This is a genomic window from Massilia forsythiae (genome assembly GCF_012849555.1).
In the GTDB taxonomy this organism is placed as follows: Bacteria; Pseudomonadota; Gammaproteobacteria; order Burkholderiales; family Burkholderiaceae_D; genus Telluria; species Telluria forsythiae.
Genome location: NZ_CP051685.1, coordinates 5316700 through 5329210 on the forward strand (window position 1 = coordinate 5316700; position 12511 = coordinate 5329210).

General features: G+C 67.8%; 13 protein-coding genes. 6 read left to right on the forward strand and 7 right to left on the reverse strand.

What is annotated here, in order from left to right:
* Positions 1 to 72: 72 nt before the first annotated feature.
* Genes HH212_RS22285 through HH212_RS22295 form a run of 3 tightly spaced genes read left to right on the forward strand, consistent with a single transcriptional unit; the run spans position 73 to position 1615 of the window.
* Positions 73 to 459 carry a hypothetical protein gene (locus HH212_RS22285; RefSeq protein ID WP_170204499.1) on the forward strand — a complete coding sequence of 129 codons (387 nt, stop codon included), beginning with the start codon at positions 73 to 75 and terminating at the stop codon, positions 457 to 459.
* Complete coding sequence (locus HH212_RS22290) at positions 456 to 659, forward strand: helix-turn-helix transcriptional regulator (protein WP_170204500.1); 204 nt, start codon at positions 456 to 458, stop codon at positions 657 to 659. The genes HH212_RS22285 and HH212_RS22290 overlap by 4 nt, the downstream gene beginning before the upstream one ends.
* Positions 656 to 1615: an alpha/beta fold hydrolase gene (locus tag HH212_RS22295; protein WP_170204501.1), complete on the forward strand. Its 960-nt coding sequence runs from the start codon at positions 656 to 658 to the stop codon at positions 1613 to 1615. Before HH212_RS22290 ends, HH212_RS22295 begins: the two co-directional genes overlap by 4 nt.
* 48 nt (positions 1616 to 1663) lie before the next feature.
* Here the strand turns inward: HH212_RS22295 and HH212_RS22300 are convergent, their stop codons facing one another.
* On the reverse strand, positions 1664 to 2134 hold the full coding sequence (locus HH212_RS22300) for an Lrp/AsnC family transcriptional regulator (protein ID WP_170204502.1): 471 nt from the start codon (positions 2132 to 2134) through the stop codon (positions 1664 to 1666).
* Between the two features lie 512 nt (positions 2135 to 2646).
* Between HH212_RS22300 and dctP the strand changes: the two genes are divergently transcribed.
* Positions 2647 to 3666, forward strand: coding sequence for a TRAP transporter substrate-binding protein DctP (gene dctP / locus HH212_RS22305; RefSeq protein ID WP_170204503.1), 1020 nt, complete (start codon positions 2647 to 2649; stop codon positions 3664 to 3666).
* A gap of 211 nt (positions 3667 to 3877) precedes the next feature.
* On the opposite strand, the gene moaD is transcribed toward dctP, so the two are convergent.
* The 6 genes from moaD to kbl all read right to left on the reverse strand — a co-directional run bounded on the left by moaD (position 3878) and on the right by kbl (position 11073).
* Positions 3878 to 4135: a molybdopterin converting factor subunit 1 gene (gene moaD / locus HH212_RS22310; protein WP_170204504.1), complete on the reverse strand. Its 258-nt coding sequence runs from the start codon at positions 4133 to 4135 to the stop codon at positions 3878 to 3880.
* Between the two features lie 16 nt (positions 4136 to 4151).
* Positions 4152 to 5408 (reverse strand): molybdopterin molybdotransferase MoeA, encoded by a 1257-nt coding sequence (locus HH212_RS22315; RefSeq protein ID WP_170205619.1) that lies wholly within the window; start codon positions 5406 to 5408, stop codon positions 4152 to 4154.
* Positions 5409 to 5470: 62 nt separating this feature from the next.
* The gene (thrC, locus tag HH212_RS22320) at positions 5471 to 6982 is read right to left on the reverse strand and encodes a threonine synthase (RefSeq protein ID WP_170204505.1); all 1512 of its coding nucleotides are present in this window, start codon (positions 6980 to 6982) and stop codon (positions 5471 to 5473) included.
* A gap of 156 nt (positions 6983 to 7138) precedes the next feature.
* Positions 7139 to 8536, reverse strand: a complete 1398-nt coding sequence (locus HH212_RS22325) for an L-serine ammonia-lyase (RefSeq protein ID WP_170204506.1) — start codon at positions 8534 to 8536, stop codon at positions 7139 to 7141.
* Positions 8537 to 8788: 252 nt separating this feature from the next.
* Positions 8789 to 9745 (reverse strand): NAD-dependent epimerase/dehydratase family protein, encoded by a 957-nt coding sequence (locus HH212_RS22330; RefSeq protein ID WP_170204507.1) that lies wholly within the window; start codon positions 9743 to 9745, stop codon positions 8789 to 8791.
* A gap of 125 nt (positions 9746 to 9870) precedes the next feature.
* Positions 9871 to 11073 (reverse strand): glycine C-acetyltransferase, encoded by a 1203-nt coding sequence (gene kbl, locus HH212_RS22335; RefSeq protein WP_170204508.1) that lies wholly within the window; start codon positions 11071 to 11073, stop codon positions 9871 to 9873.
* Positions 11074 to 11263: 190 nt separating this feature from the next.
* Here kbl and HH212_RS22340 point away from each other — a divergent pair, with 190 nt between their 5' ends.
* Together HH212_RS22340 and HH212_RS22345 are read left to right on the forward strand one after the other, a co-directional pair.
* Complete coding sequence (locus HH212_RS22340; protein WP_170204509.1) at positions 11264 to 11839, forward strand: helix-turn-helix domain-containing protein; 576 nt, start codon at positions 11264 to 11266, stop codon at positions 11837 to 11839.
* 110 nt (positions 11840 to 11949) lie between these two features.
* Positions 11950 to 12444 (forward strand): DUF3016 domain-containing protein, encoded by a 495-nt coding sequence (locus HH212_RS22345; protein ID WP_170204510.1) that lies wholly within the window; start codon positions 11950 to 11952, stop codon positions 12442 to 12444.
* Positions 12445 to 12511: the final 67 nt, after the last annotated feature.

Sequence of the window (12511 nt, forward strand, 5' to 3'; positions counted from 1 at the left end):
ACGAGCACCTCTAGCATGTAAAGCGTACTTTACATCATCGATGCGTATCAACATTCAGCCGGGAGGTACCACATGTACGAAAAACAGGTGGCGCGGGCCTACCACAAGGAGTTGTGGACCGCGATCGTGGTGTACATCGTCCTGCTGATGGGATCGATCAAGTTCGGGCGGCCGCTGGCGGAAGGCGCGCTACGCACCGTCGTCCTGCTGCTGCCGATGATCGGCTTCGGCCTGATGATCCGCGCGGTGGCGCGCCAGGTGCGGCGCGTGGACGAATACCAGAGATTGCGCATGCTCGAATCGATCGGCCTCGCCTTCGCGATCACCGGCGCCGTCACCTTCAGCTACGGCTTCCTGGAAACCGCCGGCTTCCCGCACATCTCGATGTTCAGCGTGTGGATGGTGATGGGCGCCAGCTGGGCGCTGGTCGGCATCGCCCGCGCCTGGTTCGACAAATGAAGAACCTGATGCGCGACCTGCGCGCCGAACACGGATGGAGCCAGGCCCACCTGGCCGAGCTGCTGGCGGTGTCGCGCCAGACCGTGATCGCCATCGAGAACGGCAAGTACGACCCGAGCCTGCCGCTGGCGTTCGCGATCGCCAGGCTGTTCACCCAACCGATCGAAGCGATTTTCTTTCCCGACCAGGAGTCCGCATGAACATCAAACCGTTGTCCGCCCTGCTTTGCACTGCCGTCCTGGCCTTGTCGACATGCGCAACAGCGCCCGCCATGGCGCAATCCGCTGCCCGGTCCGCAGCCGTCCCCGCCAACCGCTTCGCCGCCGCCATCGTCCCGGCCGAGCGCTTCGAGATCGGCGGCGTGCTGGTCGAACGGCACGCCGGCAAGGGCCGTCCGCTGATCCTGATCCCCGGCCTGGGCAGCGGCAGCTGGGCGTGGCAGGACACGATCCGCGCCTTTGCCGGCGACTACCCGGTGTACGTGCTGACCCTGCCCGGCTTCGACGGGCGCCCGGCCGGCAAGGATGGCCTGGCCGGGGCGCGCACCGCCGTGGCCCGGCTGATCGCCGAGCGCCGCCTGGCCAAGCCGGTGATCGTCGGCCACAGCCTGGGCGCCACGCTGGGACTGGCCGTGGCCGAGGACCTCCCGGATGCGGTCGGCGGCGTGGTCGCCATCGACGGCTTGCCGGTGTTCCCGGGCACCGAAGACTTGGCGCCGGCGCAGCGCGCCGCGTATGCCCAGGCCATGCGCGCACGCATGGCGGCGCAGCCGCCGGCCCAGTTCGCAGCAGGGCAGCGCAGCTACATGCGCACCGTCGGCGTGCTCGACATGGACAAGGCCGACGCGCTGGCCGAACTGTCGGCGCGCAGCGATCCGGCTGCGATCGGACAGTACGCGGCCGATGCGCTCGACCTGGACCTGCGCCCGGGACTGACGTCGATCACCGCGCCGGTGCTGGCGATCGTGCCGTGGTTCGACCTCGACGCCACCCAGCAGGGCCTGGGCGAGCAGGAAAAGGCGGACTATTACCGCGCGCTGCTGGCGGGAACGCCGCGGCTGCAGGTGGTGACGGTGGCGCCGGCGCGCCATTTCGCCATGATCGACGAGCCGGCCAGGGTCGAGGAAGCGATCCGCGCCTACCTCAAGACGCTTTGACGTGCACGATGTGAAGTCAGAAGCGCAGCGCCGGTCGCAGCGCCGGTTTCAGCCCGGCAGGGGCACGCTGCCGGGCGCCTTGACCTCGCGCATCACGAACGAGGTATAGACCTCCTTCACGCACGGCAGCGCGTTGATGAAGGTCTCGGCGAACGCGCCGTAGGCGTGCAAGTCCTCGGCCAGGGCCATCAGCTGGTAGTCGTAGCGGCCGGAGATGCGGTGGCAGGACAGCACCTGCGGAATGGCCTGGATGGCGCGCTCGAATTCCTGCAGGTTGCGGGTGTCCTTCTTGTCGAGCGAAATGTGCACGAAGGCGGTCACCTGGTAGCCCAGCTTGCTCGGGTCGATGCGCGCCTGGTAGGCGCGGATCACGCCTTCTTCCTCGAGCCGCTTGACGCGGCGCCAGCATGGCGAGGTCGAGAGCGAGACGCGCTCGGCCAGTTCGGTACTCGACAGCCGGGCATTGCCCTGCAGCTCTTCCACGATCCGCAGATCGACCCGGTCCAGTTTTGGTGTCATGTTGCGTAACTTGTAATTGATTGTCGCGATTTTTGCGCGCGAACCCGGCGCAGACCTCCACTATAGCAAAACTTTCTCCGTTGAAAGCGGATTACCCGGATTTTTTGGCGGGCTTTTGTTACGCCCTAGCGTCTCGCCGCCGACCGGGAAAATGCAGCCGGCGCGTTTCTCCGCGGCATGTGCCAGCGATGGCGCTGCCGAATCATCGGCGCGATTGTCTCTTTACCGCCATACCCGCATTGCGCTGCAACACTACCCAATCGGCATAGCTTGGCGATCGCGCAAACTTGTCCCTCTCAGGTCTGCCACACTGTGCTCTTCGAGGTCGTCGCGTAGCACAGCCATCCGTGTTGCAGTGCATTGTTATCAAGAAAAATAATTTCTTGACACTGTTACTGCCGAGCCTATGCTTACAGCGTACGCCAACTTGCGAACGATGTACGCCGCCGCTCGGCATCCTGGGGCTTGCACGATTCGTCCGGTAGTCCGAAAGACCATCTTGGAGGATGACAATGTCGGTAGTGACACGCAGGACTCTACTGGGCGCGATCGCGACCAGCCCGCTCTGGCTACAGGCTGCATGGGCGCAGCCGACCAATCTCAAGATTTCGCACCAGTTCCCCGGCGGCAGCGTCGCCGAAGGCGATTTCCGCGACCGCCTGTGCCGCATGTTCGCCGCCGAGGCCGAGCGCAACACCCGGGGCAAGCTGAAATTCTCGATCTATCCGGCTTCGCGCCTGATGCCGAGCGAAGCGCAGATCCCGGCGCTGGCCAAGGGCGCGCTCGACCTCACGCTGGTGCCGCTGTCGGCCGCCGGCGCCGCCATGCCGGAACTGAACGTTGTGTCGATGCCGGGGCTGGTCACCTCCTACGAACAGGGCTACGCCTGGAAGGATGCCGAAATCGGCCAGGAATTCAAGCGCGTGCTGGCCGAACGCGGCATCGTCATCCTGAGCTGGATATGGCAGGCCGGCGGCGTCGCCTCGCGCGCCAGGCCGATCGTCGATCCGCAGGATGCGGCCGGCCTGAAGGTGCGCGGCGGTTCGCGCGAGATGGACATGATCCTCAAGGAAGCCGGTGCCGACGTGGTCAGCATGGCGTCCAACCAGATCCGCAAGGCGATGCAGGACGGCGCGCTGGATGCGGCCATGACCTCGTCGTCCTCGCTGATCTCGTTCCGCCTGGACGAAGTCTCGAAGTCGGTCACCACCGCGCGCGGCGGCGCCTACTGGTTCATGCTGGAGCCGCTGCTGATGTCGAAGACCGCGTTCGACCGCCTGCCGCGCGACCAGCAGGCGGCATTGACGAAGATCGGCGCCGACCTGGAAGGCTTCGCGCGCAAGTCGGCGCAGATGGACGACGCCGCGGTGGCGGCGCTGTTCCAGGGCGCCGGCGGGCGCACGGTCGACCTCAACGGCGACTCGCTGCGCAAGTGGCAGGATATCGCGCGCAACACCGCCTGGCGCGACTACGGCGAACGCAACGCCACCTGCGCCAGGCTGCTGGCGCTGGCGGAAAAGACGATCGCTTGAGTGCCGGGTGGTGCGGCAGTCCGGCGGTCCGGCACGCCGACAAGGGCCCGCGTGCGCCTGCGTCGTCCCCGCGCAGGCGGGGACCCATGCAGATTAACCGGAGTCGCCGTCCTCCGATAGGCCACCGTGTTTCACATCGATCGACTCCGGCGAGTCAGTATGGCTCCCCGCCTGCGCGGGGACGACGGTGCGCTGCTCCTTGTTCCGGTGTTCAGCCCCCGGTCACCGGCGGGAAGAAGGCCACTTCGGCGCCGTCGCGCAGCGGGGTCGCCGGGTCGCACATGGCCTGGTCGAAGGCCGTGCGCAGCGCCCGTTCGGGGGCCAGGGCTTCGGCCCAGGCGCCGCCGCGCGCGGCGAGGAAGTCGCGCAGCGCGCCGACCGTGGTCACGTCCGGCGGCAGGTCCAGCGTCTCGCCGGCGCTGCCGAGGGCTTCGCGCACGCTGGCGAAGAAACGCAGCTTGATATTCATGGTGTTCCTTCGTTGTTCAATGTTGCAGGAAGGCGAACGGGATGAAGCGTACCGTGTCGCCGCGCGCGATCGCCTGGCCCGGCGGATTGTCGACCAGGCCGTCGGCCCAGACGGTCGAGGTCAGCACGCCCGAGCCCTGGTTCGGGAACAAATCGAGGCCGCCCTCGGCGTTCATGCGCACGCGCAGGAATTCGTTGCGGCGGTCGGGTTTCACCCAGTCGAAGTCGGCGCGCAGCGGCAGCGAACGCGGCTCTACCGCGCCGCTCACGCCCTGCAAGCGCAGCACGAACGGCCGCACGAACAGCAGGAAGGTGATGAAGCTGGACACCGGGTTGCCCGGCAGGCCGATGAAGAAGGCGGTGCCGGCCTGCTGCGCGGCGCTGTCGGGAGCACCAGCGGCAGCGCTGCCGGACGATGCGCGACGCACTTCGCCGAACGCCAGCGGCTTGCCCGGCTTGACCGCGATCTGCCACATGTCCAGGCGCCCTTCCGCCTCCACCGCCGGCTTGATGTGGTCTTCCTCGCCGACCGAGACGCCGCCCGAGGTGATGATCAGGTCGTGCCCGCGCGCTGCGCGGCGCAGCGTGTCGCGCGTGGCCGGCAGCGAATCCGGCACGATGCCGTAGTCGCTGATCTCGCAGCCGAGGTCCTGCAGCAGGCCGCGCAGGGTGAACCGGTTCGAGTTGTAGATGGCGCCCGGGGCCAGCGCTTCACCCGGCATCGCCAGCTCGTCGCCGGTGAAGAACACCGCCACCCGCAGGCGGCGCCGCACCGGCAGCGTGGCCAGGCCGACGGACGCCGCCAGCCCGGTTTCCTGGCCGCGCAGGCGCGTGCCCGCCGCCAGGATCACGGCGCCGCTGCGCACGTCCTCGCCGGCGCGGCGGATCCATTCGCCGGCGCGCGGCGCATGCTTGACGACCACGCGGCCGCCATCGGCCTCGCACTGTTCCTGCATCACCACCGCGTCCGCGCCCGCGGGAATCAGGGCGCCGGTGAAGATGCGCGCGGCGCTGCCCGGCGCCAGCGGCTGGCCGACGGTGCCGGCCGGGATGCGCTGGCTCACCGGCAGCGTCGCCGACCCGCTCGCGCAATCGGCGGCGCGCACCGCGTAGCCATCCATCTGCGTGTTGTCGGCGGCCGGCACGTCCAGCAGCGCCACCTGGTCGCGCGCCAGCACGCGGCCGGCGGCGGCCAGCGTGTCGACCTCCTCGATGCCGTCCACCGGACGCGCCGCGGACAACAGGACGTCGAGCGCGGCGCGCACCGTCAGCATCGGCTTGCGCGCCGGCGCGCCTCCGTGCGCCGGCGCGGCGGCGCCGTTGTCCATCGCTGCGCTCATCGAGCCGGCTCCGCACCTGCCGGCGCCGCCTGCGCCAGCCCCGTATGCGCGGCGATGAATTCCTTCATCTGCGCCACGTTCGGATGCATCACCACGAAGCGCTGCGGCAGCGTCTCGATGTCCTCGAAGCCGGCCGGGCGCGCGGCGTCGCTGCCGAGCGCTTCCAGGATGGTTTCGTTGAACTTGGCGGCCAGCGCGGTTTCCAGCACGATCATCGGCACGCCCGGCTCGACGTGTTCGCGCGCCACCTTGATGCCGTCGGCAGTGTGGGTGTCGATGGTGATGCCGTAGTCGTCGAACACCGAGCGGATCGTGGCCAGGCGGTCGGCGTGGGTCGAGCGGCCGGACACGAAGCCGTACTGCGCGACGCGCTTGAATTCGTCGCCGTCGCTGCCCGGCGCGCCCGACAGATCGAAGCCGCCCTCGGTCTCGACCTGGCGGAACAGCGCATGGGTGCGCTCCGGGTCGCGCCCGACCAGCTCGTACACGAAGCGCTCGAAGTTGGACGCCTTGGAGATGTCCATCGACGGGCTGCTGGTGTGGTAGGTCTCGCTGCTTTTCCTCACGCGGTACACGCCGGTGCGGAAGAACTCGTCCAGCACGTTGTTCTCGTTGGTGGCCACCACCAGCTTGTCGATCGGCAGGCCCATCATGCGCGCGATGTGGCCGGCGCAGATGTTGCCGAAATTGCCCGACGGGACCGTGAACGACACCTTCTGCGCGTTCGAGGTCGTGGCCATCAGGTAGCCGCGGAAGTAGTACACCACCTGCGCCACCACGCGCGCCCAGTTGATCGAATTCACCGTGCCGATCTTCTGGCGCACCTTGAACGCGAGGTCGCCGGAAACCGCCTTGACCATGTCCTGGCAATCGTCGAACACGCCCTCCACCGCGATGTTGAAGATGTTCGGATCCTGCAGGCTGAACATCTGCGCGGTCTGGAAGGCGCTCATCTTGGCATGCGGCGACAGCATGAACACGCGGATGCCGCGCTTGCCGCGCATCGCGTACTCGGCGGCGCTGCCGGTGTCGCCGGAGGTGGCGCCGAAGATGTTCAGCTCGTCGCCGTCCTTGGCCAGCGCGTATTCGAACAAATTGCCCAGCAACTGCATCGCCATGTCCTTGAAGGCCAGCGTGGGACCGTTCGACAAGCCCTGCAGGAGCAGCGTGCGCTCGCCGCTCTGCTCCAGCACGCGCAGCGGCGTGATCTCGGCGCTGCTTTCATCGGCGCGCGCGTTGCGGTAGACCTCGGCGGTATAGGTCTTGGCGGTGAGCGCCTTCAGGTCCTGCTCGGGAATGTCGGTGGCGAACTTGCGCAGGATCTCGAAGGCCAGTTCGGCGTAGGACAGGGTGCGCCAGGCGTCGAGTTCGGCGCCGCTGACTTGCGGGTAGTCCGCCGGCAAATACAGGCCGCCGTCCGGCGCCAGGCCGCTCAGCAGGATGTCGGAGAAGGTATCGGGTTGTCGTGCTGCGGACGCGCCGGTGGCGCGGGTGGACACATAATGCATACGATGAAAAGATTCCGGGGTGGCTGGCAAGGGACATTCATTATAGTCCGGCCCGCGGAAAGTTGTCTTTTTACCGAATATTGTTCCGTTAGAAAGCGGGTAATGCGTACGGTGGACGGGCCTGCGTCCACCCTGCGCAGCGCCTGTCCGTCCGCGTCAGCAGGCGGCGTGGTTGACCGTCACCACGTGGATCGCCAGTCCGCCCAGCGAGGTTTCCTTGTACTTGGCCTGCATGTCGGCCCCGGTCTGGCGCATGGTCTCGATCACGTCGTCCAGGCTGACCATGTGGGTGCCGTCGCCCTTGAGCGCCAGCGAGGCCGCGGTGATCGCCTTGATCGCCCCCATGCCGTTGCGCTCGATGCACGGGATCTGCACCAGGCCGCCGATCGGGTCGCAGGTCATGCCCAGGTGGTGCTCGATGCCGATCTCGGCGGCGTTCTCGATCTGCTCGTTGGTGCCTTTCAAGCCCGCCACCAGGCCGGCCGCCGCCATCGCGCAGGCCACGCCGACCTCGCCCTGGCAGCCGACCTCGGCGCCGGAAATCGAGGCATTCTTCTTGCACAGCATGCCGATCGCCGCCGAGGTCAGCAGGAAATCGCGCACGCCGCGCTGGGGGTCGCTCGGACGGCAATCCTCGGCGTAGTAGCGCAGCACCGCCGGGATGATGCCGGCCGCGCCGTTGGTCGGCGCCGTCACCACGCGCCCGCCGGCAGCGTTTTCCTCGTTCACCGCCATCGCGTACAGGCTGACCTGGTTGACGGCGTCGTGCGGCAGGTGATTCGCCACCCCTTTGGCGTCCTGCTCCTGGCGCCACAGCTTGGCGGCGCGGCGCTTCACGTTCAGCCCGCCCGGCAACTGGCCCTCGGTAACGAGGCCGTGCGCGATGCAGTCGCGCATCACGTGCCAGATGCGGTCCAGGCCGGCGTCCAGCTCGGCCTCGGTCATGCGCACCAGCTCATTGGCGCGCAGCATGGCGGGAATGCCCAGGCCATGCGCGCGGCCCTGCGCCAGCAGCCCGGCCATGGTGTCGAACGGGAACGGGACCGCGGGCGGCGCCGCCTCCGCCGCGGCTTGCGGCGTATCGCCGGCCGCCACGATGAAGCCGCCGCCGACCGAGTAATAGATGCGCTCGATGACGCTGCCGTCGACCAGCTTGAGCACGAAACGCATGCCGTTCGGGTGGCCGGGCAGCGTCGACTGCTTGTGCCAGACCAGGCCGGTGCGCGCGCCGAACGGCACCGTCTTTTGCCCCAGCAGCGACAATTCGCCGTCCAGCTCGGCCTCGGCCAGCTTGTCCTCGACCGTGTCCGGGTCGATGTCCTGCGGCGTCTCGCCCATCAGCCCCAGGATCACCGCCTTGTCGGTGGCGTGGCCGACGCCGGTCAGCGCCAGCGAGCCGTACAGGTGCGCCTCGACCCCGGCGGCCTCGTCGAGGTTGCCGAACTCGCCCACGTAATCGAGCAGGAAGCGGCGCGCCGCCACCATCGGGCCGACCGTGTGGGAACTGGAGGGGCCGATGCCGATCTTGAAGAGGTCGAATACGCTCATGTCCATGGGGTGTCTCCTTTGTTGCTTGCTTTGTTGCTTATAAAGTGCTGCAAATGGCCTGCCTGGACGCGCCGCCCGATACGTCGTCCCCGCGCAGGCGGGGACCCATACCGAGCTTGCGAAGTCACATACTCGAAAGCACCGCGATGCTCTCAATGTAACGATTTCTGATACTCAGCATGGGTCCCCGCCTGCGCGGGGACGACGGTTTACAGGACGTCGCCTAGAAAATGGACCGCAATGTCTCCAGACCGAAATTCAGGCCGCCTGCCCCACATCCACGTTTTCCAGCATGTCGGCCACCATCTCATCGACACCGATGCGCGCGTTCCAGCCCCAGTCGGCCGTGGCACGGGCGTCGTCCAGGCTCTGCGGCCAGGAATCGGCGATCTGCTGGCGGCTGTCCGGCCGGTAGGCGATACGGAACGCCGGCAGCTTGCGCCCGATGGCTGCCGCCAGTTCGCGCGGGTTGAACGAGACGCCGGCCACGTTGTAAGAGGAGCGGATCGCGACCTTCTCCGCCGGCGCGTCCATCAGCTCGACGGTGGCGCGGATGGCGTCCGGCATGTAGATCATCGGCAGCGTGGTCTCCGGGCCAAGGAAGCATTCGTAGGTCTCGCCGCGCAGCGCCGCGTGGAAGATCGCGATGGCGTAGTCGGTGGTGCCGCCGCCCGGAGGCGACTTGAAGCTGATGATGCCGGGGTAGCGGATGCTGCGCACGTCGACGCCGTACCTGGCGTGGTAGTACTCGCACAGGCGCTCGCCGGCCAGCTTGCTGATGCCGTAGATCGAGGTCGGGTCCATCACCGTGTACTGCGGGGTGTTTTCCGCCGGCGTGTTCGGGCCGAAGGCGGCGATCGAGGATGGCCAGAACACCTTCAGCGGCGTGCCCGCCTCGACCCGCTCGCGCGCGATTTCCAGGATGTTGAGCAAGCCGTCCATGTTCAGCGTCCAGGCCTTCAGCGGCGCCTTCTCGCCGGTGGCGGACAGCAGCGCCGCCAGCTGGTAGACCTGGGTGATGCCTTCGGCGGCCACCAGGCCGGCGACGGCGTCGCGGTCGAGCACGTCCAGGCGCGTGTAGCGCGCCGCGCCGTAGACGTTGTCCGCGCCGATGTCCGAGGCGATCACGTTGTCGGCGCCGTGCTGCTGCGCCAGGAAGGCCGCCAGTTCACTGCCGATCTGGCCGTTGGCGCCGATGATGAGAATGCGTTCCATGCTTGTCGTCCTGTTCCTGCTGAATGCTGAATGCGCCGGCCCCGGTCCGGGCCCGGCTGGTATGGCTGCCGGCGCCTCGTGGGCACGCGGCCGGCCGTGGTGGCGGTTGGTTGCGGCGGCCGGCCTCAGGCTTCGAGGATGCCGAGTTCGCGCCCGGCCTGCTCGAAGGCCTTCAATACGGTGTCGAGCTGCTCGCGGGTGTGCGCCGCCGACAGCTGCACGCGCACGCGCGCCTGGCCCATCGGCACCACCGGGTAGAAGAAGCCGGACAGCAGCACGCCCAATTCGAACATGCGCGCGGCGAATTTCTGCGCCACCGGCGCGTCGAACAGCATCACCGGCACCACCGGGTGCGTGCCCGGCTTGATGGTGAAGCCGATGCGCTCGATCTCGCGGCGGAAGTAGGCGGTGTTCTCGTGCAGGCGGTCGCGCAGTTCGGTCGATTTGCTGATGCGCTCCAGCACCGCCAGCGAGGCGCCGGCGATCATCGGCGCCAGCGTGTTGGAGAACAGGTAGGGACGCGATTTCTGGCGCAGCGTCTCGATCACTTCCTTGCGGCCGGCCGTGAAGCCGCCCATCGCGCCGCCGAGGGCCTTGCCCAGCGTGCCGGTGATGATGTCGATCTTGCCCAGCACGCCGCAGTGCTCGTGGGTGCCGCGCCCGGTCTTGCCCATGAAGCCGGAAGCGTGCGATTCGTCGACCAGGGTCAGCGCGCCGTAGCGTTCCGCCAGTGCCACGATCTTGTCGAGCTGGGCGATGGTGCCGTCCATCGAGAACACGCCGTCGGTGACGATCACCTTGTGACGCTTGCCGGCATCGGTGGCCGCCTGCAGCTGCTTTTCCAGGTCGGCCATGTCGTTGTTGGCGTAGCGGTAGCGCGCCGCCTTGCACAGGCGGATGCCGTCGATCAGCGAGGCGTGGTTCAGGGCGTCCGAGATGATGGCGTCGTTCTCGTCGAACAGCGGCTCGAACACACCGCCGTTGGCGTCGAAGGCGGCCGCGTACAGGATCGTGTCTTCAAGACCGAGGAAGCGCGACAGCGCCCCTTCCAGTTCCTTGTGCACGGTCTGGGTGCCGCAGATGAAGCGCACCGACGACAGGCCGTAGCCGTAGGTTTCCAGCGCGGCGGCCGCGGCCTGCACGGTCTCTTCGTCGCCGGACAGGCCGAGGTAGTTGTTGGCGCACATGTTGATCAGGGTGCGGCCGTCCTGGGCCACCACTTCCGAACCCTGGCGCGAGGCGATCACGCGCTCGGGCTTGAACAATCCCTCGCCCTTGAGCGTGTCGAGTTTCTGCTGGAGGGAACTATAGAATGCCTGGTCGCTCATGTGTTCGTCCTTTGCTGGCCGTCTTGACCGGTGGTTGGCGGATGTTGTACCGTTGGTCCATTCGCTGTACGAAGTTCGCTGCTCCGAGCGTCGTTCTGTATGTCGAACAGAAATTCAATATAATGAATCTTACTCCTGGCCATTGAACTTGGCAAGCCGGCCGCGCATGCGGACGAACCAAGCACACCGAATGAACAAAACGATCACCCACAGCGCCCCGCCGGAAGTCGGCGCCTCACTGCAGCGCCTGCGCCTGGCGCGCGGCCTGACGCTGGAAGACCTGTCGCGCATCGCCGGCGTCTCGAAATCGATGCTGTCGCAGATCGAGCGCGAAAAGGCCAATCCGACCATCGCCATCACCTGGCGCCTGGCCAACGCGCTGGGCGTGGAGATCGGCGACCTGCTGTCGTCCGAGGTGCGCAGCGTCGACCTGATCCGCGTGGTCGACGCCCACGAGACCCCCACCCTGCCCGGCGCCCACGCCGGCTACGCGCTGCGCATCCTGGGACCGATGGACCTGGCCGGCAAGTACGAGTGGTACGAACTGACGCTGGCGCCGGGCGGCGAACTGGCCTCGCAGCCGCACGACCCGGGCACCAGCGAACACCTGACCGTCCTCACCGGCGCGGTCGAACTGGAGGTGGGTCCGGAAAAGCGCAGGATCAAGCACGGCGGCACCGCGCGCTACCCGGCCGACCAGGCCCACGTGATCCGCAATGCAGGCAAGACCGAGGCGCGCGCGCTGCTGGTGGTGGTGCAGCGCTGAGCGTTGGCGCCGCAGCGGGTGCGCGTTTGCACCGGGCGGGCGCGGCCGGCACGAACGGCGTATATTGAACGCCACATCCGCAGCCAAGACCGATTCCGATGGAGGTGGCAATGAACCGACGATTCCGCCTGCTGGCACTGGCCGGCCTGCTATTGGCATCCCAGGGCGCGGCGCTGGCGGCGGTGACCGTCAACTACGTCGACGCCGACAAGTTCACCGACCTGCCGCGCATCCCGTGGCAGCGCCAGCAGGTACTGGACGACCTGGCCGAGCACTTCCGCCAGCTCGGCAAGACCTTGCCGCCGGGGCAGGACCTGGTCATCGACGTGCTGGACGTCGACCTGGCCGGGCGCGAGCGTCCCAACGGCTTCAGCACCGACGCCATCCGCATCCGCGAGCGCGGCGACTGGCCGCGCATGCGCCTGCACTACGCGTTCACGGAAGGCGGCCGTCCCGTGGCGGACGGCGACGCGCTGCTGAGCGACCGCAACTACCTGAACCGCATCGGCACCTACCCGCGCGACGAACGCTGGCCGGCCGAGAAGCAGATGATCGACGACTGGTGGCGCGCGGCCATCCAGCCGGGGCGCGCCGCGGATAGATGATGGCGGGCCGGCGCCCGCACGGCGGACGCGGCACGGTGACGGCCGGCGTGGCGACGCGCGGCGTGGC